Origin of the sequence: Enterobacter sp. ZOR0014 (assembly GCF_000798855.1) — a bacterium.
In the GTDB taxonomy this organism is placed as follows: Bacteria; Pseudomonadota; Gammaproteobacteria; order Enterobacterales; family Enterobacteriaceae; genus Enterobacter; species Enterobacter kobei.
Genome location: NZ_JTLF01000193.1, coordinates 1 through 25791 on the forward strand (window position 1 = coordinate 1; position 25791 = coordinate 25791).

Here is a 25791-nt window from a genome sequence, read left to right on the forward strand (position 1 = left end):
CCACGCACCGGATTGACAGTTACCAATCTAGACACATTGCAGTCTCACTACCGTCCTTAACGTTTATTCGCCAAGACCCGTCAGACAATCTCTCAACACCTCTCCAACTGTCATCGCGGTCGTTTTCATTACCGTACTGAGAAGTACAGAAATCGTGAACTCCGATACCGTAATAGTTGTGTGACGAGTTGTAGTTTGTATACGTGTATTCCGTCATCTTTGGTTTACCTGCAGGAGAATTCCAAGTACCGGATTGACAGTGTTATTGCATTTTTCGCGCAAGGCTTTATTTTCTTCGCCTTTTTGGGAGTAATAATGTCTTCTGTTGCGCGTTTAAGAAAAATGTCCCTCAGTCGGGGACTCGATAAATATTACGAGTCGGTATCAGTTCACAAAAAGGGCCATCTTCAGGAATTTTACCGGGTCAATGTGATTAAACGGCACCCACTGGCCAGCCGGAACATGGATGAGATCACCACAGTTGATATTGCAGCCTACCGTGATGAAAGGTTGACGCAGTGCAACCCCAGGACTGGGAACCCTATCTCTGGCAATACAGTAAGGCTTGAACTGGCGCTGTTATCATCACTTTTTGGAATTGCACGAGTGGAATGGGGGACATGTCGTAGCAATCCGGTCGAACTGGTGCGTAAACCTAAAGTATCCAAAGGTCGCGATCGCCGCCTGACATCCAGTGAAGAGCGCAGACTGTCCCGTTATTTCCGCGAACGAAACTTAATGCTGTATATAATTTTTCATCTCGCGCTTGAGACAGCCATGCGCCAGGGTGAAATCCTTAACCTGCAATGGGAATACATTGACCTGCAGCACGGCGTAGCACATCTGCCCGATACCAAGAATGGCTCATCGCGAGATGTTCCTCTCTCACGTAAGGCTCGTAACCTCCTTCAGATGATGCCGGCCCAGCTAAAAGGTAAGTTGTTTTCCTATACGTCATCCGGTTTCAAAAGCGCCTGGCGAAATGCCCTCAAGGAACTCTCTATCGAAAATCTGCATTTTCATGATCTTCGGCACGAGGCCATCAGCCGTTTCTTCGAACTCGGTACGCTGAACGTTATGGAGGTCGCAGCTATATCAGGCCACCGCTCGATGAATATGCTAAAGCGCTACACCCATCTGAGAGCTTACCAACTGGTCAGCAAGCTGGACGCGCGACGGCGTCAGACTCAAAAGATCGCCCCCTACTTCGTGCCCTATCCTGCCCAGGTTGAGCAGGACAGCGAAGAGTCAGGTGACATCAAGGTAATGCTATGCGATTTCGAAAATCTGACGGTATCAGCGCCGACTCGCGAACTTGCATTGGCCCGCGCCAGCGAACTGCTACTGCGGACACTGGCTCTTGCAGCCCAGCGCGGCGAACGAGTCCCCGCGCCGGGGGAGCTTCCTGTCAGGACAAACAATCACATCATGATATGTCCGCTTAACCCCGACCAGGCACTGTCGGCCCTGGTATAACTTTTCTTCTGGAGGGGCTGTGTTTTTGATTCTCCTTTCAGCAGTACCACTAACGCTACTGCTGTATTGCCCGATAATGACAATCGTCAGTGCCGTGACGCCCTGGAAAGGGTTCCGAACGGCCTTGGTTCGACATCGTAAGAAGCATTACACAACCCTGCATCTGTCGACATTTGACCGGGTTGGCCATCTTAATCTCCGGCGTGCGGCACGCTTTCACCGGAGCTTTCTGGCCACGTTGCAGCTGGCGCTACAAAGGGACAGCACGCCGGTGTACTTCACATCCCATCTGATGCGACCGGCACACCTGAAAAGCATGACTATCCTGATGTCAAAAATGGGGGAAACGCACCGCTGGCGCTGCACCATAGTCACGATACCTCCAGCCATCAGAAACGGGATACGGCTGCAAACATTTTTACAGGAATGGCGCTGGATAACCGTACCTGAAACCGGCGTGCTTGTACTCATTCGTCCGCGCCGGAAAGCGCGTTAAAAAAGTAAATACACAAACGTAATTAAAACGAACACGCAAACGCAGTCGATCTACACGATCGAATTAACTCGTTATACATACGCATCACGATTAATTATTCTTTAACCCACTGAGTAACAAAGTTTAATTTCACTTAAGGGGGCCATGTGGCAAACAGTCTTACAGCAATTTTCACCTCGCTTCTGGCGCTCCCCGACCTTGATCGGAACAGGATTGCAGAACTGCTTCAGCGCAATGATAAGAAGCCCATGCAGACCACATCACTTCGGTTGCGACCTGGTACCCGTCAACTGATTGATGAGCTGTCAGGCAAAATTGGAATTTCTCAGTCAGAGTTGCTGAATATGGTAATTGAAGGCTCTTTTCGCGATATCTTCCTGCCATTCAGTAATACTGCAATCAGCGTTATAGACCGCTTTGAGCTACTGATGCAGTCACACGAGCTTATCCCGACGGACATCGCCGAACTGCTGTCGTCATGGAATGTCCGGGTTAGTGTGCTACAGGACAGGGAACGTACAATGGACTATCTGTCCACCCCGCTTCTCCAGGCGCTCGCTGACTGGTTTTTCGTTTCGCCTGGCTGGTTGCTTGGAAGCAACGTTCCCCCTGTCGACACAGGCAGCGCGAGTCATCAATGGCCACAAACGGAAGAAACTTTCCGGGAGGTAATTATTCCTTCAGCCGAAAATAAAAATGACAGCATTATTTTCTGGAAGACTGAAAATACAACTGAGGATAAAGAGCAGGAACGAAACGGCATATTAATTAAGAAGAAAATATCTTCATCTCAGCTGACGTATTTTCCGGTGCTATCAATTATTACGCGCACCCTGAGTACAGAGCAGGAATGCTGGAAAGAGCGACTCCTCAGGGAACACGCAGCAACAGGTACTATCCGCCCCGTCACCTTAGGTGCAGGGCTGGCTACAGCACTTGAACACGGAACAACGTTACCCGTACTTATATTCAGACAGCTTTAAACCACGCTGAAAATCTGAATTAAAAAAGAAAAAGAAAATTTTGATGCTGCCGCATCAGGACCTTCTTTTGCCCTAAATCCAGACAGGACTACAGGAAATTTACTTATGAAAAAGACTCACATTGCAAAAACACTGATATCTTCCGCCGTCATGATGGCATTTCATGCAGGAGCTGCAACCTCTTATATGGAAGCCCGCAGCGATGCGATGGGCGGGACTGGCGTAGCTTCCGCACATTACGGTACAGCTGCCTTATCCAACCCGGCACTCCTGACGAAATTTGGCGCTAACGATGACTTCAGCCTGGTGCTGCCGTCCGTAGGTGTCCAGGTAGCAGACCCAGATAATGCCATCGATAATACCGATGACGTAAAGGATCTGTGGAACAATTTTGACAATGCAGTTGACCGCCAGAGCGGTGTCAGCGAAAGTGCAGCCGCATTACGCAACAAGCTGGAAGACCTGAAGGACGTAAAAGCAAACGGACAGGTCGGGGCATCTGTCATTGCTACCACTCCTAATAAGGTGCTGCCATTTGCGGTTGTCGTGAAGTCCTGGGGCACCGTTTCCGTAAACGGCAAGGTCAGTGATCACGATCTACAGTATCTCGATAATATCGCCAGCGGGGCCATCCCGTCAGATACGGTAGACAAGGATGCACTAACGTCCCGCGCTTATGGTCGGGCTGCCGTTATCACCGATGTCGGTGTGGCTATGGCGCACGAATTTGAAACAGCGGGACATAGCTGGTCACTGGGGATCACGCCCAAGTATCAACGCATCGATCTTTTCAACTACAGCGCAAAGGTAAACGACTTCGACAAAAATGACCTGAATTCGGATGACTACCGCAATACTAAAACCGGATTTAACGCCGACATCGGTCTGGCAACAAACCTCGGCGACAACTGGATGCTGGGTCTCGCAGTACAGAACATCATCGCCCGCACCGTTGACACTAAAGCAGTGAATGGTGAGAAAGAAACATTCAAAGTAAAACCACAGGCCACTGCAGGCGTGGCATGGAGTAACAGTATCCTGACCACCGCTCTCGATGTGGATCTGACCGAAGCCAGCCGCTTTGAGCGGGATGACAAACGCCAGTTCGCCAGTGTGGGTGCAGAGCTGAATGCCTGGAACTGGATGCAGGTACGCGCGGGTTATCGTCAGAACATGGTCTCCAGCGAGGGCAACGCTTTCACTGCGGGTCTGGGCTTCTCTCCTTTCGACGTAGTACATCTGGACCTGACCGGTATTGCAGGAACCGATCGGACCTACGGTGCGGTCGCACAGTTGCAGTTCACGTTCTGATAGTTTAGGGGAAGCCCGCAATGGGCTTCCTCTGCCGTTTCTTTGTGAGTTATCCCCCTGTGCACTGGCTGTAATCCCCCCGAACTTTCTCCCGCTGAGACCGTTGAAGATGAAATCTTTCCGATATGTACATGTATTGCATCAGATCAGCAGTGTTGCTTTCAGCAGCCTGATAACTGCGCCAGCCACCGGTTTTTTTATTCTGTTCATGTTATTTGGATTCAACCACTCGCTCGCCGACACCTTCCTTGAACAGGCCCGATCACTTACCGGTGATGCACCACCAGGCATGGTAAGAGAATGTAAACAATCAAACGATAGCGGCCCGCCATCTCCTCTTGTAATGCCTCAGGTATGCAAAACGGTATTAATTGATGAGGATGACTGGAAAGAGCGTGTTGACGATACCATCAGGCAGTTTTATCTCACTTTCTCTGTATTCGGACTTTTATTCTGGATGACCGCAAATAATCAACCATCTGAATTAATTGGCTGGATACGCAGGAAAAGTAAACATCAAAATTAACGGCATCATAAGCCTCGCCCACTGAATCTTCTGGCTTTAATCTCCGTCGCCCCCCGGCAAGGTAACTACCATGAATTATTTAATGCTTCCCGGCGTGTTGGCCATCTCCCTGCTCGCCGGCTGCCAGTCCTGGACTACGCCATCAACGTCTCCAGTTTCTCCTTCCCCTGACCGTTACGGCGCGGCCTCATCCGTTGCCGTTACCCGTCACACACAGTATCAGATGTGGAATAACGGTGTCTGGTCCGGTTCGAAAACCGCGCCATCATCCATGGAGATCATTCGCTCCAACAGCGCTGACGTCTCTTTCGACTGGGAAGGTGATGCTGTGGAGCTACTGGATGAACTGGCGCGGGCACGTGGCCTGCAGTTCAACTACAGCGGCGTTCGCCTGCCCTTGCCCGTAACATTGCACGTTCGTGGCATGACGTTCAGCAATGTGTTGCGCGTTATCGAAGCGCAGACCGCATGGCGCGCAACCCTGAATCAGTACCCTGGGCTGCTCCAGCTCAACTTCATGCAACCGGAGACCAGAAAGAAATGAAATGCTTTCTCTTGTTACTATTCCCTGCTCTGCTCCTGACTGGGTGTGCAGGAGAGCGGCCGGCTTCACCGACAGATACAGGGGCACCACCTCCGGATATGCAGGCCTGGCTCAACCCGGAGCGACAAAGACCAGAAGGTCTGTCCGAAACGCGCTGGCAGATGCTTACTGATGCCGGCAGAACACTGGGATTCCGGGGAGGAAAATCCCAGCGGGCATGGGAGTTAACCCAGGCACTCAACGCCCGCGAATCCACCCTCAATGCCCTTTACGATTTCCGTCCACTTATCAGCCCTGAAGGCTGGCTTCCTCCGGTTATTGATGAAGCGCAGGACGTAGCACACATCACTCCTGATCAAATTCGCACAGCCTCAAAAGTCTGGACCATCATCCGACCGGAGCGATTCGTCAGTAACCCGCCCAGCTGGCGCAGCTGGTTACTACGCGGTCTGGCCACCACGGCAACCCCTGGCACAGAAGGTCTGGTTGTGCCGGAAGACAGCGCCCAGAGAAAGGTCTGGGAAGACGCACTGAAAAAAGGCTGGCAGGAAGGTCGCGAAAATGCCGATCTGACCTTTGAGGCCAGCATGAATCAACTCACCCGGGACTATCGCGGCATGATGCTTTATTCCCTGCTCTGGCGACGGGGCATGATTTCCCGGCCGGAAGTCACTGAGCAGCAGCAGACTGTTACTGGTAGTGGTCAGAAGCTCGTTACCGGCGATCGTGTTCGCCGACTCAAATCACATGCATCGTTTGAGCTACAGAAAACACGCTGGCGCCCGTCCGTTACCATCCAGTAAGGAGTTTTCCTCGTGAACATATCAGCTATCCCTGACTCGTTCGGGCTTTTCCCGTTCAGCGGTGCCTATACCGCCGACGAGTTCAGGACATTTTTTGCCTGGTGTTCGGCACATGGAGTCAGTGATGTGGATCTGGTTGGCGGCTCACCAGTTTCAGTGAGTCGTTATGGCCGACGTGAGAGAGTCTCAGACACCATACTGCCGAATATCATGCTGGGAAATATGCTTGACGATCTGCTGGGGCCAGAAGTGCGCCCCCGAGTGCAGGGTGGAAGCCCGCTGGACAGAGCCATTCAAATCGACGGCGACATGCATGGGCGATATGGCCTGGAAAGGGGGGAACGCGTGCGGCTACGCGCGCACATCATCCAGGGGACATCTGCCCGGGAAGAAAAGGCTCTCTCCGTCACTCTGCGTGTGATCCCCCACATCATTCCCGATTTTCTGAAGCTGGGTATCGAGCCCGATCTGGCAGCGGCAATGCTGCCAAAAACCGGGCTGGGTCTTATTTGCGGTGAAACGGGTTCGGGTAAATCAACGTTGCAGGCGGCGTTGTATCGCCACTGCCAGGACACACAGCCCGATCGCAAAATTGTGACCTACGAAGATCCAGTAGAGTACATTCTCGGCCGCCCCGACGACCTTCTGCCGCCGCATCAGGCTCAGGTAAGACGTGACGTCGCAAGTTTTGCAGATGGGCTTCGCTCCGCAATGCGCCGAAACCCGGAGGTCATCGGTATCGGGGAAATTCGTGACACGGAAACAGCAGAGGCTTCTGTCCAGGCCGGTGAAAGCGGACATTTAACCATCGGTACACTGCACTCTAAATCACCAGGTGAAACCCTGAACCGACTGCTTGGTCTGTTCCCGCCTCAGATTCGTGATGCACGCGCCTGGGAGATGCTTGGGATGTTACGGTTTATCGTAGTCCAGGTACTTGTCAGAACGACAGACGGCAAACGCCGGGCTCTCCGGGAATACATCGTTTTCGACGATGAGCTACGCGATGCACTACAGAATCTCCCGTCAGAGAAGTGGCCGGCCCACATCGATAACATCCTGAGACTGGAGAAAAGGCGCATTGTCGATCAAGTGCGTGAAGGTTACGTAACGGGTGATATAGACAGACACGAAGCGGCACTCTACCTACCGACACAGGAGCTTAGACATTGAAACGAGAAGGATTCTGGCGCTATGCCACACCGCCTGTCACCTTTTTTGGTATCCCGCTGCCGTTCCTATTGCTGTATCTGGTCTGGTTTCGCTGGCCGTCCATGAAGACGCTGTATATCTGTTCCGCCATTCTGGGATTCTTTGTTGCCCTGAATTTCTTTGGCTGGAGTGTACGGGCTATCTGCCTGCGCGTAATAAGTACCTTCAGGGGAAAGATTGCCTCCGGTCGCCCCTGGTGGTACCGGCATTTTGTTGAAAAACCACGAGACTGGACTGGTCTCTGAACCCGATGTAACCCGTTCGTTCCCCATAGCGCTCCCGCGCTACTCCCTCAATATCTTCCAGGAATGTGACCATGCAAAAAAGTCACCGCGTATGGCTTGCCGTACCTCACGAAGAGAAGGACGACGCCATCAACGCCCACCCGCGTCTCAGCGATGGGCAGAAAGCCCTTAAATGGGACGATGAGCACCGCCTCTGGTATGCCCGACCAGGAGCCGACCTGACCAGGTTCGAGCGATGGATGCCCCGCCCCCATGAACTGTCGATGAATGCGGACGATCCGGTAACAGAGTTTGCTCAAAAACTCGAAGAAGCAGGACTGCTGGTTAAGGGGCTCCCCGTGATGGATGGAAGCCTTCAGCGCGTACCGACGAAACAGGACAAGAAAGGTTCGAAAAGCGGAGCTTACAAGGCTTACCTGGACGGGCGCCCTGCCGGATGGTACCGCGATTATCGCAGCGCCGACGCTAAACCGACGCAGTGGGTGTTTTCAGGTGGTGGCGAGATGGATCCGCTTGCGCGTCTTCATCTCCGTGCACACGCCCAGCAAACGCGTGAAGACAATGCCCGTGCTCTGGAGCAACAGTACAACCGGCAGGCGGAGTACGCCGCCCGATATGTTGAACGCTACCCGCAGGCTACAACGAACGCCTATCTGACCCGTAAGGGTGTGGAGGCTGCGCCGGGTATAAGAATCAACGATAAGCAAGAACTTGTGATCCCCTTCAGCAATGCGCATGGCGACATACGCTCCTACCAGCGTATTCCGCTCACTGGCGGAAAAGACGCCCGCATCCTTAAAGACAGTGAAAAAACAGGTAACTGGTTTGCACTGGGGACGCCACAGAATGGCCTGCCTTTGCTGTTTGCTGAAGGATATGCCACAGCAGCCTCTCTGCATGAGGCATCAGGTCTGCCGGTACTGATGACGGTTGATGCGGGAAACATGATTGCCGTTGGCCAGAATGCTCGTGCCGTCTGGCCTGACAGTCCTTTTATTTTCTGTGCAGACAATGATCATCAGCTGAAGAATGCGCAGACAGGACAACCTGAAAATAAGGGCATCCTGAGCGCTGAGAAAGCGGCAGAACTCACGGGCGGCAGAGTCATCGTCCCTGATTTCACCGAAGAAGAAAAAGCACGCTTGCTGACGGACTTCAACGATCTCGATACCAGCAGGGGCAGAGAAGCCTTCCGTGAGCACATCAGCGACCGCCTCAGGTCTGCCGGCATCGATATCCGGACAGACTACGCACCCAACGATGCACAATTTCTCTCACAACAGGACCCAAAAATGGAAAATCTGGAAAGCCAGGAATCCGGCCAGTCTTCGATTGCCCCGGATGAACCTGTCGTTATTCCGTCTGAAAGCCACAGGCAGGATGAGTCAGTAAACCCAGCGCCTCCCCCCCCGCCTGAACCTGAAATAATCTCTCCGGCAGTGGTGATGCCGCCCGATGAAGCCAGTATCAGTGCGGCACCGGTTGAGAATAAGGCTGAACACGATGAACCCGCCCCCACGTCCCTGCGAGACGCTGATGTTTTAATTCCTGATACGCAGAGCACCACGGACGGGACGATCGCGACATCTTCTGCGGATGCCGGTCAGCGTAGTTATAGTGCCGTCGAATCAGGATCGAATATACCGGTCCCTGGCCTCGATGATTATGCAGACATACGCGCGCAGATGGACGACCCACAATTTGCTGAATGGGTGAACAGTCAGTCTGATGACATTCCCCATATGCCTGCTCAGGAACGACAGACAGACCATGAACTGCCAGAAACGGGCAAACAAACCCTGAAGCCTGGGGCAGCGTCACATGAAACAGACGCTGAGTCTCCGGAGCCGATCGTTCCTGAATTACCAATCCCTCCACAATCCCCCGGAGTAACATCAACCGGGCAAAAACAGGAGCAGGCGCAAACTGCCGATGTGGATCCAAACACGTCAGAGCCCTCCCCGGGCAGGAAGGAAACGGCAGAGAGTGAGATGCATGAAGCGGATGGGCTTGTCTACGGACCGCGAAGGCCGGAACCGCTTCAGCGAGAAGATCTCGATGAAATCATTAAAGCCCTGTCAACGGAAGAACAGCGTGACAATAAGGTGCTTTACCGTCTCGACGGGGAAGATGCGTTTCACGATCTCGGCAACCGTCTCGAAATGTGTAACGGTGCGAGTGAGGACAAGCGCAAGGTGCTCGCCGCGCTGGCCGTGGCATCACGCTATTACGGCGGCGTGGTGGAGCTCACCGGCAGTACTCAGTTTAAAGAGCAGGCCATGCGGCTCATTATTGAATATGACCTCGATATCCGCATGAAGCTGCCTGCGCAGCGCGCGCAGCTTGAGGCTCTGCGGCAACAGTTTGGGGCAACCAGGGATTCAGTCACAACGCATATTCCTACGCCGGACCTGAACCGACAGACTCCATCACCTGATGCCGCATCGCCAGTGTCACCGGCAACAGCCGCCCCCGAAGCTGTTACCCCTGACGCTCCGGGCATACCCGTGCCCCCCGTATCACCGACGCCGTCAGCACAGGCAACTGCCGTAAAGCAGCCTGCCGTTTCACCCTCAACAGAGCCTGTAGCGCCTGAGCAGGCCGACAGCATCCGGGTCCCTGAGATGCCCGCTGAGCCCGCTCCCTCTGCACTGAAACCAGGCCAGAGCGTCACGGCGGTCCTCAAGAACTTTGGTGAAGCGATGTACGAAAATAAAGAGCAAAAGGGCAAGAGCTTCTTTATCGAGCTACAGAACCGCGGTGGAAGTCATACCTACTGGGGGCAGGATTTACGGGAACTGATCGCGCACCACAAAACAGGCGATGTGGTCACGCTGACGCTCAATTCCCGTGACAGCTGGCAGGTACCTGGTGAGGAAAAAGAGCGCGTAAAAAATAACTGGTCATTGACGTCCGCCTCAACAGGTCTTGCCGTGGCACATGATCGACCGGAGCAGGGACAGCCCCTTCAGGCTTTCCCGGTCGATACGTTTGGCCGCCTCACACAGCAAATCCGACAGGCCTGGCCTGAGTACACCACAGACCTGAAGCTGCCACCTCGCCTGGAAGAGCGTCAGTTTTATCTGGGCGAAGACAGGCATCCTGTAAAGTCACCGGTAGCCGCAGCCAGCATTTCGCCACCGTCCACGGAAGCACCAGACAGGCTGGTACCCGTCATGGCCTCTATGGACACACAGTCAAACCAGTTAGATCTGCTGCTTGTCCAGTCTGCGGGGGAACACCTCCAGGGGATGGTTCGTCTGGATGGCACGCTGTATCCGGCACTGGCCACGCCAACCACTGACAACAGTCAGCTGGTTATTAATGCCATCACCGATGACGGTCCCCGCTTTGCAGGCTACGGACAGGCGGTGAATTTCGAACCCGACGGCACCACCCGTGCCGCACCTCAGCTGATGACGTTCCACCTGAAAGGTCGGGAAGAGGATACACCGCTTCCCGCCCGGCTCTACACACCGGAAAAACAGGCAGATACCTTGTTCCAGCGCCTCGGTTTTGAACAGACCTGGAAACAATGGGATGACGCCCGAAAGCCGGAGGGCAGACAGGAAAAAGCGCTTCATCAGGAACACTCCCACAGCCCCGGCCGCTAAGCCGATAAGGAGAGAGAATGCGATATCACATGCTTAAAGCCGGACTTTTGTCCGGCTTCATGCTTTTTTCTGCCGCCGCTGCGGCGGCAACCTGCCGAGCAGGAAGTGCTGCTGAAGCGGGTAGCCAGGCTGGTTATGAGCGAGCCAGGGCGGCCGCAACAGCCTGGGAACAGCGCGAAAGCAATGTCTCATCCTCCCTGCAGTCCTGTCTGTCCCGTATCAAGAACGTCAAGGTGACCCTGCCGCAATTCCCCGGGCTCGATGAAATCATTTCGCAACTGGAAAATAAGGTCTGCGAAGCGGCCCTGGATAAAGTCAACGAACAGATCCCAGACAACATCGATCCCTGGAAAAACTTCAACTCCTGAAACCTATGACAAAACAGACACAATCAGCCCCCCCTGCAAAGGGGCGGGCCCCCTCCCCTGCGGAGGATCCGCTGAAAAACGCCGTGAACATGATGAAAACGGCAGAAAAACGCCAGAAAATGGCACCAGAGCTGATGAAGAGTAACCTCCTGCTGGGGAGTGGCCTGCTTATCAGCATCATCCTCAATGCTGGCCTGACCTGGGCTCTGATACAACAGCCACGGGATTACTTTGCCACCGACAGTGGGCGCCTGGTTCGCCTGGCTCCCACTTCCGAACCAGCATGGAGCCAGGACGATGCCATCGCCTTTGGCAGCAAGGCTCTGATGCGGGCCTTTAACCTGGACTTCGTTCATTATCGTGAACAGGTATCCTCTACAGCATCGCTGTTCTCTGAAGCAGGACACGCCAGTTACATCCAGGCGCTAACCAACTCCAATATCTACGATGCCCTGAAACGCGAGCGTATGAATCTTACCGGCTCCGTAGGGGCTGGTGTCGTCATCCGGCGTGGGCGTCTGTCTGACGGAACCTGGTTCTGGACAATGCAGTATCCGGTACGTTTGCGCCTGGTTGGGCAGACGACCAGCAAGCCTGAACAACCGTTTGTTTTCGAAATTACCATCCAGCGCGTAGATCCACGACAGAAACCCGTCGGGATGGAAATCCGCCAGATGATCTCACGCAACGCTCCCCGCAACCTCTGAGGCTCCCGCCATGAAACTTCGTTATCTCATGACCACACTACTGCTGTGTGGTCCGGCCCTCGTAGCCGCCGCTGACAATACTGGCTGGCAGGATGCCAGGACGCCTGGTGCAACAACTGCCGCCGCTCCTCAGGGGGCAGAAGCGCAAACAACAGGTGTACCGGCAACCCGGATTAGTGGAGAGCTCCCGCCCCCGGAACAAAGCTCGCCGCTGGTAGATGAGGCAGCAGGTTTAGACTCGCCTCTGTCAGCGGATGAGATACGCGAATTGAGGCTTCGACTGACCGACAACGAGCGTTCTGTAAATGCCCCAATGATAAGCGTGGTTCCGCGTATCAGTTCATTAACCCTCAATCTTTCTCCAGGCGCCAGTATCCCGCTGGTACGCACGGCCATGAATAACCAGAGCGTCGTCACCCTGACGGACATCAGTGGCGCACCGTGGCCACAGTCAGAGCCGCCAATTAATGCCAGCCCGAAGAGTTTTGATGTGAAGTTCAATGCTGGAACCAACATGCTGGCCATAACACCACTGCGCCCGTGGGCGGCGGGGAATATTTCCGTATATCTGAAAGGGCTTGATGTTCCAATCATGATCAATGTGACAAGTGGTGAGACAGACACCCGTACTGCCAGTCAGGAGATCGACAGTCGGCTGGATTTACGCGTCCCGCGTCTGGGTCCTGGCTCAGCAGCCCCGGGCGTACCCGTCGATAAAATCGCACTCCACAGCGCCACGTTGCAGGCTTTTCTGGATGGCACACCACCAGAAGATGCCCGTCGCCTTAAATTCCAGGGCAACGTCCCTGACACTGCGATCTGGCAAAGCGGTGATGATCTGATGGTCCGTTCCCGCGCAATGCTGCGCGACGAGTTTGAACAGACACTCTCTTCAGCGGATGGTACGCATCTCTGGAAACTCCCCGTCACCCCGTTACTGACCTTCTCAGTAAACGGGAAATCCGTTCACGTCACGCCGGAGCTTCAGTAATGAGCGCAGAACAGGATGCCGGTAAGAACGGCAAAAAACTTTTTTCAATAATTGGATTTAGTGCCCTGGTTTTAGTGACCGCGGGTTATCTGGCCATGTCGTGGCTGACACATGACCCTTCAGGAACAGATTCTGCCGTCAACCTTAACGGTACGGCCTCAAGTGCCGTAACCACCACGACGGAGAGCCCGCGTTACCGTGAACTGCTTAAAGCCTCAAACGATCTAGGCGCGCAGGAAGCCGCACGGACCGATTCATCCTTCATCGCCAGTCTCCCGGTCGGCCTTGAAGTCACGGAACCCCCTCCGGATAAGGTGCCAGAAACAAAACCGGTGGACCTGCCACCTCCGCCGCCAGCAGCATCACGCCATGCGGAAAACCCGGCCGGAGAAGAGCAGGCAAACGAAAAGCGCCAGGCTCAACTGCAAAAACTGCTTAAGCGGATCAGTGACGCACAGACTGGCGGCGATGCACCGGTGCTGGCAACTGCCCTGGCAAGTGTTACGCAGACATCGCCAGCGACTGGCACAGGAAACCTGGCAGAGACAAAAACTGAAACAGAGAGTGCACAGGTCTTCATCCACGCACTTACGCGTGCGGCCGGTTATATGGAGACTGCCGTGGATTCAGATAACCCCAACTCAGAGGTTGTTGCGGTTATTCCTGCCGGGCCGCTGGCTGGCGCCAGACTTCATAGCTCATCCGTAAAACTTGCCGGTAATGGGCTGGATATCAGGTTTACCAGTATGAGCTGGAACGGCATGGAGCTGAACGTCAATGCTAGCGCTCAGAGCGAGAAAAACCTGATGTCTTCAGTGGCCTCTGATGTTAACCATCGATGGGGAACTCACATCGTTCTGCCCGCTGTACTGGGAGGTCTTGGTGATCTTGGCGGTCTGTACAAGGATGCTAACACTCAGGTTATGCAGTCCAGTGTCGGTACCGTCACCGGACGAGTGGGGAAACCTGATGGCAGCACAGTGGCTGGCGTAATGGTTGGCGGCACAGCCCAGACCGGGGCGGAAGTCATCAAACAGGAGATGGCCCGTGAGCCGTTCCGCCAGGTCACCGTGAAGCAGAAAGAAGTTATCTCCATTCTCTTCGTTGACTCGGTTACTTCTGACGACATTGTCAGCAGTAATAAAGCGGCTCGCCCCGCAATCAATAGCTCCTTATCAGCACCCGCTGCCGCAGAGCAGCAAACCGAAACCCGCCTGCAGGAAGCCATCGCGCGCCGCCAGGCTGAAATCCGTCGTCAGTATGGCGATACCGTACCCGTGAGGAACAATGATGAACCAGAAAATTGATATGCCTGAAGAAGAAACACTGGAAAGCGAGGATGATTTTGGCGCGCCAGATCCTCGCGAGAAACCGCCCTTCTGGAAGCGAGACCTGCTGTTTGGCTATTCTCTGCCGTGGCTTCTCGGGATAACGCTTCTGGCAGTGGCCAGCCTCTGGTACCTGTTCGGTCCATCACTGTCATTGACGAATAATACGCCGTCTGAAACCAGCTTCAGTGAAGTTGAAAATACACTCGACGGTGCACAGCATAGTACGGTTGAGTCTGTTCCGCAGCAGGCTGTCTCGCCAGCCGCGGCGCAACCGGCGGCACATACGTCCCTGCCAATGGCTCAGGACGACAGGGCGAGCATGATGACGGATATCCGTGACGAGCTGAACGATCGTGACCGCAAGATAAATGACTCTCTGACGTCGCTGAAAGACAGCGTTACGCGCCTGTCTGATGCTATCAAAAGGGATGAGGCTTACGCAGTAGAAACGCGTGCACAGCTTAATGAGCTGACACAGAAGCTGGCTGTTCTGGAAACCCGCGTAAGCACCTCTGATGCCTCAAAAACAGCTTCCCGGCCCCAGAAACGGCAGACAACCAGTGCTGTTGCAGGCATGAAAATCATGTCGCTGGAAGCAGGAATGGCGTGGATCAAATGGCAGGGCAGTACCTGGTCAGTCCGGGAGGGGGATACGCTGGGTAAAGTCACTATTCGTCAGATTGATCCTGCCACGCGCTCTGTGGTGACAACCGGAGGAACCCTGCGCTAATGGCACTGGATGCCGTCACGCTAATAGAGAATCTTGCTTCGGGCATCTTCACCGCTGGGCTGGATTTATTGTTCAGCTGGTCCGAGATGATTGGTTTTTTTGGCCTCATCGCACTTCTGACCCGGCAACGTTCCAGTCGAAGTCCATTGTCCCCGGGCAAGTTTGCTATTGGCCTTTTTTTCTGCGCCGCGCTGGTATCTCTCCCCTCCATCATTAATGCCAGTGGTGCGCAGCTTGGCTTTGGCGCCACATCTTTTGATGCAATCGCGTATGTGCAACCCGCCACCTACGGCGTTGCTGCCGGGGCTGCAAACGCCGTACTTTCTCTGGTCCGGCTAGCAGGAGTGGGGTTTGTCTATGCGGCACTCGATATGTTTCGACGATCAGAGCTTGAGGGGCACACCGCACTCAGTTCAAGTGAAAGCATTCGCGCTGCGACAGTAAAACTGTTTGCAGGGACCGGTATGGTCTTTTCACCTCAACTCATCGATGCCGCACTTGCCACTCTCGGCCTCTCTTTTTAACACACTTCGTTTTTTTATAACCCAAGGAGACACTATGTCACTTTTCCGTGCTATTTCCGCGCGTCTTTATGCCGTCGTTATTTTCTGCCAGCTGACCATGATGCAGTGCCGCGAGCGCATGATTCAGGGGCTGTGTGCTCTGGTCACGTTCCTGTTACCCGGCATGGCCTTCGCTGATGGCGATCTCGCCGATATGTTTGGTAGCGCCGCCTCTGGTGCCAAAAGCGGTAAAACTTCCGGTCTGGAAATCGCCCAGGCGATCGGTGTGTTCATCTTCATCGGTTCCCTGCTGTCCTTCAAAAAAGTGGGCACCAATCCGCAGATCACCGTAGGCCGCTGCTGTGCAGGTCTGGCCATCGGCGCACTACTGGCCGTAGTCCCTGAAATTATGGGACGAACCCAGAAACAGCTCGGTACCAGCTCTGTCAATATCAGCTAACCACAGGAAAGGGTCGGTATTTACCGACCCTTTCAGGAGAAAACGATGAGCAAAAAGAAAAAGACACCTGACTGTCCATGGCTACATCCGCTTCCGGTTCCTGATGTTGTCCATTCCACAGCCCCTTTACTTCCTCCCCCCGAGAGCGTTTCGGGAGGGCGGTGTTATTGCTGTAGTGCTGACATGAAACATCTGTTTGTGTTACCGGAATCCCTGCCATTATCCCGACTTGCGGAAGACGCGCAGGATGCCAGGACCCGACTCGTCAGAGCGAAAGACACGCTGGCTCAGCTGGAGTCACGTCCCACCCCGCAGGTACCGGTTGAATATGAGAAACACGCCCGGGCTCTGAAAGCTGCCCGGACCGGGATGCAGCACGCATCACTTGCCGCCCGCCGGATTGCTTTGCGACACATCCCCAAAACACTGCTGACCGACACCAGTCTGCTGTCTGACATCGAACATGCTGAATTAGAACGGCTCACGACACCGTTTCACCTCTGTTACCTATGCCATGCCTGGCATGCCCTCAACGGATTTGCTGCTGCTCAGGGGATCATGGTCTGGCTACCGGACCTGCACCCACGTAATGTTGTTGCCCTGAACCGAAAAGCCCTGCAGGCCGTCTTCAGCACCAGACCAGGCGAGGTTCGGGAAGGCCGTCGGGTACTGTCGGAACTGACCCGCCATCGTCTTCCTCTGGAAGAACGTTTCGGGGGATGGCGACCAGCTGACTATGCAGATGCGCTTAAACGTTTCCCGCCAGTCATGCGCGATGAAATGCGACAAAAAATGAACGGAGTGGCGTTGATCCTGACACCTGATTCAGTGACGGACAGTGACGTTCTGTCAGGAGCCTCGCAGACAACAATATTATCCTCACAGTCATCTGGTACCACTGTCACGTAAACCTAACGCAAGCCTTATCCCGCAGATGCGCCCACAGAAGCGCCTCGCCCATCAATACACGCCATTCCGGTGGAGTCTTCGCAGCTATGAATATCAACCGCCTTGTCTTCACTATTGAAGACGTTATGAATACCTGTTCCCGTTTCGCCGTCTCTGCTGACTTTGTCGACTACTGCGACATTCGTACGGTGATCGGACTGGACAAACAAGATCTGGAGCTCAGACCCTGGCTGGAAGCGCCTTATATAGGTGTCACCCATCATGGCTATTTCCTTTCTGTATTCGAAATATCCGGGGCATTGCGTGAAATGTCGGAAACAGCCTCAGACGATCATCCGGATGCGTTTGAAGGAATGATCGCGCACCTCGCGTCCACGCTCAGCACCACCTGGAAAAATATCGGCCATAAACTGGCCTTCATTTTCGAACGTGACCCGGAAAAAGGGCGTGACGAAGTCAGCGCCATGATCGCCCCGCAAATGCGTTCAATTCAGCACATCGGCGTCCAGCTGGATGACCTGCTTAATGAGAAGATCAATGTCATTTCTCCGTGGCTTGTTCGTGAGCGCTGCTGGCTTGCCGTCTGGAGCTCTCCGACACTGGTTAGTCATCAGGAACGAACCGATTTTAACGCCACCGTTCGGGCCATTCAGGATAAAGCACCTGTCGCGCGCTTTGGTCAGGAGCCCTGGCGCTGGCAAATGTCTGGTCTGAAGATCCGGCACGACAGCTTTATCACCACTCTTGAAAAAGCACTCGTACGCGGTGGAGACGGCTTGCTTGTCCGCCTGCTTGATGTGCCTGAGTTCTGTAATGAAATCAGACGTGAAACAGCACGCAACAGCACATCGGCCGCATGGCGCCCGGCATTACCGGGGAAGGCTGCGCCAGCGGGTGCGCTTCAGGAGGGCGACGCTACAGCACTGCTAGCTCCCTTCCTGAATCTTCAGGTATTTGGTTGTACGCCAGAAACAGAAGGTAATCTGGTGCATGCAGGGGGGCTGTGGCACGGCATGGTGGCCATAACACTTCCGCCTCAGCATCCCCGCCCCTTCAATGAGCTTGTGAAATTGGTTCCACGTTCCGTTCCCTGGCGCATACGAATCGACATCATGCCTGGCGGGATGAAAGCGCTGGGCTGGAAAAAGACTATTTCATCATTTGGACAATTTATTCCCTCTATTCGCCCACTTTACGACGCTTTCACACAGCTGGCTGCAACGGATGAACGCGATCCGGTCTGCGTGATGACCATTGTGGCGTCCACCTGGGGGCATACCCGGGAAATATGCTCCCGTAATCAGATGCTGCTTGAATCAGCGTTGCAGGGCTGGGGAGTCTGTAACACGACCACCACATTCGGTGATCCTCGCAGGGGATGGGTCAACAGTATGCTGGCCGCGTCAGCGGGCTCCGGCCCTGTTCCGCTTTACCCGCCACTCTCCCATGCGCTATCGATGCTGCCTTTCAACCGACCAGGTACCGTCTGGCGAGGGGAAGGCAACCTGATGCTGCACACGGAAGACGGATGCGCCTGGGAAGTCGGGCTGGGGTCTTCTCGACAGAACAAGCATACCGAACTTGCCCCTGGCGATTCGGGTCTGGGTAAATCGGTACTGATTAATACCCTGACGGAAATACAGGTATCTTCCGCCCAGGTTTCGCTTCCTTATGTGGCTCACATTGATAAAGGATTCAGCGCGATGGGGTTAATCCAGCTGATACGTGACAGTCTGCCAGAAGAGAGAAAGGACGAAGCAGTCGGCATCATACTCAGCAACGACCCGTCTAAATCACGCAATGTCTTCGACATCCTGTACGGCGCTCGTAAGCCAGTGACACCAGAGAAGCAATTTATCGCGTCCATGTTGACGGCCTTCTGTATCGAACCGGATAAAGGGACCCCGCCTAACCCTACAGATACCCGGCAAATAGTGAATCGCCTGATTGATCTGGCGTATGACATGCGTAGTGGTATTGAGCCAAACATGTTCCGTTCAAACGTAGAGCCAGAAGTGGATGCGGCACTGGAGTCATCCGGTTTGTGGGGTGAGCACGATCCGGAGTGGTGGGCCGCGACACCATGGTACGAAGTACGTGACCTCCTGCATGAACGTGGACAGTTATCTGCGGCTCAGCGGGCACACTACCAGGCGGTACCAGAACTTGCTGATATGCCCGCGCTACTACGCAGTGAGGTTATTCAGGAGACTTTTGGCCGAATACAGCGTAACGGCTCACAGGAGCCCCTGGTGGAGTACATTGAGCGCTGCATGATTCAGGCCCGACAGGACTACCCAATGATGGCCAGTCGGACTCGTTTTGCGCTGAACCCGAACACACGCATTATTGCCGTAGACTTAAACAACGTAGCCGGCGATAAGACCCCGGCAGGCAGACTGAAAACCGGCATCATGTTCCTCTTTGCTGGCCACATCACTGCGGGTGATTTTTTGCTGCCGCAGTATCAGGATGAGGTAATGCAAATACTGCCGGAAGCCTACCTCCCGGGCATTATGCGACGCATCAACCAGCTCGATAGTGAAATGAAAACCAAAATCTATGACGAACTGCACAACGTCAAAGGCATTGATTTCATCTTCGAAGCACTGGATACGCAGGATCGTGAACAACGTAAGTTTGGTATCCGCACGGTGCTGAGTACCCAGTTCCTTACCGACTATCCGAAAAGCCTGCTCGACTCTGCCAACACCCTCTGGCTGCTGCGCTTCCGCCAGGAAGATATTCCACTTTTACGGGACAGTTTTAAGATCCCCGAACACAATCTTCATGCATTCCTGCGTATGCCAGCTGGTCCGGCTGCAGACGGTAGTGGCGTACCGATGCTATGTATGATGCGCACAACCCAGGGGACGCTGGCACGGATTGTCCGGTTTACGCTCGGACCGCTGGAGCTGTGGTCGCTTAACTCAGACAAAAAAGACGGCGCGCTACGCAGAAATCTCTCGGATACGATCGGTACTGCCCGTGCCCGTCAGTTACTGGCGGAGAAGTTCCCTCGTGGATCCGCAAAAAAACTCATTGAGTACAGGGAGCGTAACAGTGGCGCCCGTGGTGATAAGGGCGTCATCGAATTGATGGCAGACGAAATGATAAATGAGCTGGGGTATGACCTTTGATGTGTTCCATCCACCTGACGCCACGCTGTCGCCGCCCGGTAAAGGGCCAGGTCAGTCTTTCCCGCCTGGTGATCGATGCCGACGGCGTGGAGTTCGTCCTGCCGTCCCGACACTTCCGTACAGACAGTGCAGTGAACTCCCGGGCGGTATACGCGACCGATCGCCGGGCAACGCAAGAGGCCTGTGGCGTGCTTCTTTCACTCAAAGCGCGACCACGCCAGCTGGTCACAACAGCCATCTGGCAGGTCAATGAGCCAGGCGAACCGGTGCGGGAATCGCGTCATGTGGTCCAGTGGTTGCTACCTGAAAATACAGGGGCGGTGTTAACTGATGATACCTGGTTATGGCCGGAGGGGGCAGATACCCCACAACTCAGCCCGGGAGACTGGCCGGTACTGGATATCACCCCTCCAGCTCATGCAAGAATCACGCGTCGTGGGCTGACAATCATAGACACCCGCAGCCGGGAAGGACGTATCAGCAGACGCTTTCAGACCTTCCCTCTGGTCGCCCTCGCCCCCGGCACACAGTCAACCCGCCTTCCCGACGTGTTTACCCCGCTCAAATAAACGGAGAATTTCATGATACAACGTCATCTCCCCGCGCTGGCGCTGGCCATCGCGTCCAGCCTTCCCACTGTTGCCAGTGCTTTAACGGTCAACGTGAACTCCAGCGTTCCGATCACGACTCAGGTTCTGCCTGAGATGGCCACCATCCAGGCTACTCTGGTCGAAATACTACAGATGCAACAGGCAACCGGCACAGCCATCACACAGAACGCCGACAAGCTCGGCGCCCTGATTAATCAGGATGGGCAGGCTACTCGTCAGCAAATGATTTTCAATAATGAAACCCAACGTCTGGAGGAGGCACGGCAGAGTTTTTCGGTACCGGATTCGATCTGTAGTGATTCCGCATCCGGTGTGGCAGCACAAAGTAAAAGTGCATCAGGCAGCGCCGCGTCAAAACTCTCATCAGGCAAAGGTGTTTCCAGTTCAGCGGTGCGGAAGAGGATTTCTACAGCATCGGAAGAACAGGCCCGCGACGCTTATGACGGTGCGAACGTACATGCCGCGTACTGTACGGCAGCAGAATATGAACGCTTTGGCGGAACCGGTATCTGCCCTGCCGTCAGTAATTTGCCCGGAGGTGACAGTCAGGTACGCTCCATCTATGGCGGCGCGGGACCTGAAGGGCAGGCACCGGCACTTTCCTGGTCACAGGAACAGATTGATGCCGCTATGGCCTACATGAAAAACACGGCTCGCCCTTCAGCAGGCCGCACGCCAGGCAAAGGTGAAGTCAACACTGTTACCGGTCGTACGTATGTAGGGTTGCTCAACGAGTACAACGGTATCATCGATGCCGCGTCTGAACCTCAGCTCTCGCTGATTGCCGACAGTAAGACCAGTGAAACCACCCGTGATGCCCTGAAAGAAGCTCTGCAGTCACCTTCCGCAGCGCAGTATTTTGACAATGTGGCTTCGCCGGAGGCGAAAGCGAAGGGCTACATGAGCCAGCGAGAATTTGAATCGTTTGAGGCCGGACGTCGATATGCCAACACAGCCTATCTCTCCGACCTGCAGCAAATGGACGGAGATAACCTTATGCGCGAACTCATCCGAACTACAGCACAGATGAACTGGCAACTTAACGACATTAAAGAGTTGCTGCGCAAAGGGAACGTGATCGACGGCCAGCTACTCGCCGCCTTTGCCCGCCAGTCCTACGCCCCACGTCTGAAACAACTCGAATCAGCCATGAACCAGGGAGCTGCCAAATGACACTGGAAAAAACAGTCACACGGAAAAAAGGACTACCTGGACGTATTACCCGGGGACTGCTGAGCATATTTCTGCCATTGCAGGAAACGAAGTGGTATTTGCGGGCTGCCCGGCACATGACCTCACGAAATATTGAGCGAATGCGTGATGCTTTTCCGGAGCTCATTACTGACGACAAACCGCCGGCTTCTCCTGACTGGGAAAAAGCCGTTGCGGAATCAGGTTGTACCCCCGCACAGCTGGATAAGGGGTATGTGAGCCAGCGCAGGCGCTGGCGAGTGCTGTTCTGGCTTATGGCCATACCGGTTCCGCTTGCAGCACTGACACCATTCATTATTGGCGGGAGTATCTCCGCGCACCAGATCAGCACCTGTGTGGTGCTGTTTTCCGGTGCTGGCGTGGCATGGTCAAAAGCGCTAATCGTAACCTACCGACTGTGGCAGTTACGCAACCGTCGCGTAAGTCTTGCTGAAAGAGGCACCTTTCAGCATTTCATGGCGGAAACCCATGCCGTACGAGATGCCATTCTCGGGAAATAGCTGCCCTTCTCTGCCTCCTGCCGACATCCCGGCATTCATGCATTATCCGGAGTTACCGTGAAAAATCTCATTCGTGCGCTTTGTGCAGGGCTGCTTATCTCTGTTACCCCGGCACGCGCAGGTGTCACTTACGATGACATAGTCTCTGCTGCAACCAATGCACAGGACCTCTCCCGACAGGCACTGGTCACTATCTTCGGCGATGTGGTGCTGGACCCTCTCGCCGCCGGCAATACCACGATGATCGGGAATCTGTTTGCTCTGTTTAACGGAATTATCGCCGTCCTTGCCGTCGTCTGGTTTGTATTTATTGGTCTGAAGCACATTAATAAAACGGGGCATCAGGGCAAGGTATTCAGCGGGGATCGCGATATCACCAGCACACTGAGCACAGTGTCAGGATTTTTGATGATTATCCCGACCGCCAATGGCTGGAGCATGTCCCAGCTCATAATTCTCTGGGGCGCGTCGATTATGGGCGTAGGTTCTGCCAACCTGATGGTGTCCAAAGCAGCCAGTGATATTGCCAGCGGCTACTCCCTGACTGTCCAGCCCACACAGGCTTCGACCCGAACTTCTGCACGCGGTATTTTTGAGATGCAGCTTTGTAAATATGCCATCAATACTGCGCTGGACGATTACAACAGCACGGCAAACTCGACCACAGCCAGAATGGCAGGGGTATCCGGTTCTTCTGGAGGGAATTATACCTACCGGGTCACCAACGGCAGCGGTGTGTGCGGCACGGCGACGATACCGGAACAACAGAAATCGGACTCCTCGTCTGGTTCCGGAAGCTTCTTTAACCCCTTCAGTAACCGCGATACAAGTGAAGTGGTGGATGCGCAAAACAAAGCTATGGAAGCAATGATCCAGGATATGGACAGCGCGGCCAGCGAGTTTATGGCAGGGTTTATGAATAAACGAACAACCGGCAACGGCACACTCCCGGATATTGAAACCCGCATTCAGAGAGCAGCCAGTACGTACGAACAAACTGTTCAGCGCGCACTACCGGCGCAGAGTGAACAAAATGGCATACAGGATGCTGTCAGGAATTACCTCGACACTTATGGCTGGGCGGCTCTCGGTGCCTGGTACCAGACTTTTGCAACGGCCAATCAACGCCTGACAGAAGTTGCCAGTCGCGCGCCGGCAACCAGTGGGATGTCATCCCTTGGGGAAATTGGCAGCGGAGACCTGTTCAGTGCGGTAATGAGCGCCTACCGTACCCAGTTACAAAACTCTAATTATGCACCTCCAGCAGGTACAGCAACATCACAAAACGAGTTAAGTGCTTCTGAAGGTAACGACCCAAATAGCATATTAATGAACTCGTTCGCTCCATTTTTCGTCAGTTTAACCAGCAACATCGCAACAAATTATAGTGGGACAGGAACCTCAACAGGGCAGGTAAACCCATTAGTTAAAATGAAAAATGTTGGAGATTACACGCTGGTTGCAGCGGAGGGAACTTTAACAGCATACACGGTCATACGGGCTGCTGTTGCGGGTGGAGAGTCATCCCTTCTCGGGAAGGTTGTCAATATGACAGGAGCAATTAGCGCTGTAGATAAAGGGCTTGATGCCATTTCGCCAGCAGTATATTTCTTGTTACTACTTATGTTTAGCGCGGGATTTACACTTTCAATCTATTTGCCATTTATTCCGTTTATCTTCTGGATGACTGGAATTGGTAACTGGATTGTCAGTGTTCTAGTAGGTTGCGCAGCGGGACCTCTATGGGGGGCAACTCACCTAGGTACGTCTCAGGATCGAGGCAGTCGTGCGGCTTATGGTTACATTTACTTTATAGATACCATGATTCGTCCCGCACTTATGGTTTTTGGATTTTTCTTTGCATCTGTTGCGATTGTTGCTACTGGCACTATCCTTCATGCACTTTTTGGTGTCGCACTGGTCAATGTTCAAGCCAACTCGTTAACAGGTTTATTCAGCATGGCTGGTTTTTTAATGATCTATGCTCGAATTTGCACGACACTGGTATCTAGCATATTTGCCTTACAGGCATATTTACCTGACTACGTCATTTCGTTCCTTGGCGGTAGAGATGCAGCAAATACTCTTGGAAGCATGGCTGGTTCTGTCAAAGATATGTTCGTAGCCGGTGGGAGGAATATACGGCATACCCCTGGCGTTAATACGAAGGGTATGAATGGTCCAGGGGAAACAAATAATGATGGAATAAAAAGTTGAGATGTGGACATCTATCCAGTAGTGCTATAACATTGAGTGAAATACCTAAGGAGGGTTTACTGTGAAAGATAGATTCCCTAAGTGGTGGGTTTTATACTCTGTTGCAAAGTCTTTATTTTTAAAGTTCGGTATAATCTCTTTCTTGCTGATTTTTTTTCTATGCTCCATTTCAATCATCATGGATGAGTACGTACGCCCGGAGGCATATCTATACGCCATAACAAGTTGCTTACTGTTATTCGGTCCATTTGCCATCAATTATGTTATAGCCAAGAAACGCAAAAAAAAGATCCTTGCTGTTGTTGAGAAAATCAAGGAGACAGGGCATTTCAACCCGGAAAGCACTTCTGAGGGCTGGCTCTTCTGGAAAAGTACCTACCTGGGTTTTGACTTTCAGCAAGGAACCTTTTTGTACGTCCGAATCTACCCGGGCAATGTCATGGATGTCATTGGCTTCGATGCTTACAGCCTGACACGTACAGAGGTTGAAGATTCAAAGTTGCGTCTCTTTACAAGGTTCACATCATTGCCGATGATTCCTATCGATACCGGTGCTGCATCCAGTATTGCTAACCATCTGCATGCAATGAACAACAAAGGATACACCTATAACTTCAACTTCAACGATGTCGTGAATAAAAAACGTGCCGAGATCGAATCTCTGACAGGGCTACCTGTTCCCGTTCTTGCCTGAAACACATCCAATACCCTCCAATAAATAGCCGGTTTAATTGCCGGCTATTTTCATTGATTTCATTAACGCAGATCATCGCTCTGAAAATTCACTTTAAAACAGATGATGATAATAAAAACCACAACCCATCTTATTAATGGCCCTCACTAAAACAAAGGAGATCCGTATCAGATCCTCAACAATCTAATATTTGACCAATCAATATAAT

Annotated in this window: 23 protein-coding genes and 1 pseudogene; all 24 read left to right on the top strand. The window is 53.5% G+C overall.

Annotated elements, in window-relative coordinates; genetic code table 11:
* Positions 1 to 315 precede the first annotated feature (315 nt).
* The 24 genes and pseudogenes from L977_RS10565 to excA all read left to right on the top strand — a co-directional run bounded on the left by L977_RS10565 (position 316) and on the right by excA (position 25583).
* Positions 316 to 1476: a site-specific integrase gene (locus L977_RS10565; protein WP_047625727.1), complete on the top strand. Its 1161-nt coding sequence runs from the start codon at positions 316 to 318 to the stop codon at positions 1474 to 1476.
* A 19-nt stretch (positions 1477 to 1495) separates the two neighbouring features.
* Positions 1496 to 1972, top strand: a complete 477-nt coding sequence (locus L977_RS24485) for a hypothetical protein (RefSeq protein ID WP_075205937.1) — start codon at positions 1496 to 1498, stop codon at positions 1970 to 1972.
* Between the two features lie 146 nt (positions 1973 to 2118).
* Positions 2119 to 2955, top strand: coding sequence for a hypothetical protein (locus L977_RS10570; protein ID WP_047625713.1), 837 nt, complete (start codon positions 2119 to 2121; stop codon positions 2953 to 2955).
* Positions 2956 to 3060: 105 nt separating this feature from the next.
* Positions 3061 to 4266, top strand: a complete 1206-nt coding sequence (locus L977_RS10575) for a conjugal transfer protein TraF (protein WP_047625714.1) — start codon at positions 3061 to 3063, stop codon at positions 4264 to 4266.
* 109 nt (positions 4267 to 4375) lie between these two features.
* Positions 4376 to 4792 (top strand): hypothetical protein, encoded by a 417-nt coding sequence (locus L977_RS24490; RefSeq protein WP_125365859.1) that lies wholly within the window; start codon positions 4376 to 4378, stop codon positions 4790 to 4792.
* A gap of 70 nt (positions 4793 to 4862) precedes the next feature.
* Positions 4863 to 5336 carry a DotD/TraH family lipoprotein gene (locus L977_RS10580; protein WP_032650400.1) on the top strand — a complete coding sequence of 158 codons (474 nt, stop codon included), beginning with the start codon at positions 4863 to 4865 and terminating at the stop codon, positions 5334 to 5336.
* Positions 5333 to 6139, top strand: a complete 807-nt coding sequence (locus tag L977_RS10585) for a type IV secretory system conjugative DNA transfer family protein (RefSeq protein ID WP_047625715.1) — start codon at positions 5333 to 5335, stop codon at positions 6137 to 6139. Before L977_RS10580 ends, L977_RS10585 begins: the two co-directional genes overlap by 4 nt.
* A gap of 12 nt (positions 6140 to 6151) precedes the next feature.
* Positions 6152 to 7312, top strand: a complete 1161-nt coding sequence (gene traJ, locus L977_RS10590) for a plasmid transfer ATPase TraJ (RefSeq protein WP_229564264.1) — start codon at positions 6152 to 6154, stop codon at positions 7310 to 7312.
* Positions 7309 to 7596, top strand: coding sequence for a hypothetical protein (locus L977_RS10595; RefSeq protein ID WP_022649988.1), 288 nt, complete (start codon positions 7309 to 7311; stop codon positions 7594 to 7596). Before traJ ends, L977_RS10595 begins: the two co-directional genes overlap by 4 nt.
* Before the next feature lie 71 nt (positions 7597 to 7667).
* Positions 7668 to 9944, top strand: a pseudogene (locus L977_RS25230) (LPD7 domain-containing protein); the annotation flags it as partial.
* Between the two features lie 1283 nt (positions 9945 to 11227).
* Entirely contained in the window at positions 11228 to 11578 is a 351-nt protein-coding gene (locus L977_RS10605; protein ID WP_022649990.1) for a hypothetical protein, read from the top strand.
* A gap of 89 nt (positions 11579 to 11667) precedes the next feature.
* Positions 11668 to 12285: a DotI/IcmL family type IV secretion protein gene (locus L977_RS10610; protein ID WP_179297403.1), complete on the top strand. Its 618-nt coding sequence runs from the start codon at positions 11668 to 11670 to the stop codon at positions 12283 to 12285.
* A 10-nt stretch (positions 12286 to 12295) separates the two neighbouring features.
* Complete coding sequence (locus L977_RS10615; RefSeq protein WP_047625717.1) at positions 12296 to 13276, top strand: DotH/IcmK family type IV secretion protein; 981 nt, start codon at positions 12296 to 12298, stop codon at positions 13274 to 13276.
* Entirely contained in the window at positions 13276 to 14583 is a 1308-nt protein-coding gene (gene traO / locus L977_RS10620; protein ID WP_047625718.1) for a conjugal transfer protein TraO, read from the top strand. Before L977_RS10615 ends, traO begins: the two co-directional genes overlap by 1 nt.
* A complete protein-coding gene (traP, locus tag L977_RS24495) occupies positions 14564 to 15337 on the top strand; it encodes a conjugal transfer protein TraP (RefSeq protein ID WP_123839398.1) in 774 nt (257 codons plus the stop codon). The genes traO and traP overlap by 20 nt, the downstream gene beginning before the upstream one ends.
* Entirely contained in the window at positions 15337 to 15861 is a 525-nt protein-coding gene (gene traQ, locus L977_RS10630; protein ID WP_047625719.1) for a conjugal transfer protein TraQ, read from the top strand. Before traP ends, traQ begins: the two co-directional genes overlap by 1 nt.
* Positions 15862 to 15895: 34 nt before the next feature.
* Positions 15896 to 16300 (top strand): DUF6750 family protein, encoded by a 405-nt coding sequence (locus L977_RS10635; protein WP_022649996.1) that lies wholly within the window; start codon positions 15896 to 15898, stop codon positions 16298 to 16300.
* A 183-nt stretch (positions 16301 to 16483) separates the two neighbouring features.
* A complete protein-coding gene (locus tag L977_RS10640) occupies positions 16484 to 17209 on the top strand; it encodes a hypothetical protein (protein ID WP_065189804.1) in 726 nt (241 codons plus the stop codon).
* An 86-nt stretch (positions 17210 to 17295) separates the two neighbouring features.
* A complete protein-coding gene (locus L977_RS10645; RefSeq protein ID WP_047625720.1) occupies positions 17296 to 20349 on the top strand; it encodes a conjugal transfer protein in 3054 nt (1017 codons plus the stop codon).
* Positions 20349 to 20918, top strand: coding sequence for a hypothetical protein (locus L977_RS10650; protein WP_047625730.1), 570 nt, complete (start codon positions 20349 to 20351; stop codon positions 20916 to 20918). Before L977_RS10645 ends, L977_RS10650 begins: the two co-directional genes overlap by 1 nt.
* Positions 20919 to 20930: 12 nt before the next feature.
* Positions 20931 to 22133 (top strand): conjugal transfer protein TraW, encoded by a 1203-nt coding sequence (gene traW / locus L977_RS10655; protein WP_032650382.1) that lies wholly within the window; start codon positions 20931 to 20933, stop codon positions 22131 to 22133.
* A complete protein-coding gene (gene traX / locus L977_RS10660) occupies positions 22130 to 22672 on the top strand; it encodes a conjugal transfer protein TraX (RefSeq protein ID WP_154299599.1) in 543 nt (180 codons plus the stop codon). The genes traW and traX overlap by 4 nt, the downstream gene beginning before the upstream one ends.
* A 57-nt stretch (positions 22673 to 22729) precedes the next feature.
* Positions 22730 to 24889 carry a DotA/TraY family protein gene (locus L977_RS10665; RefSeq protein ID WP_047625721.1) on the top strand — a complete coding sequence of 720 codons (2160 nt, stop codon included), beginning with the start codon at positions 22730 to 22732 and terminating at the stop codon, positions 24887 to 24889.
* Between the two features lie 61 nt (positions 24890 to 24950).
* Positions 24951 to 25583, top strand: coding sequence for a plasmid IncI1-type surface exclusion protein ExcA (excA, locus tag L977_RS10670; protein ID WP_047625722.1), 633 nt, complete (start codon positions 24951 to 24953; stop codon positions 25581 to 25583).
* The last annotated feature ends 208 nt before the right edge of the window (positions 25584 to 25791 follow it).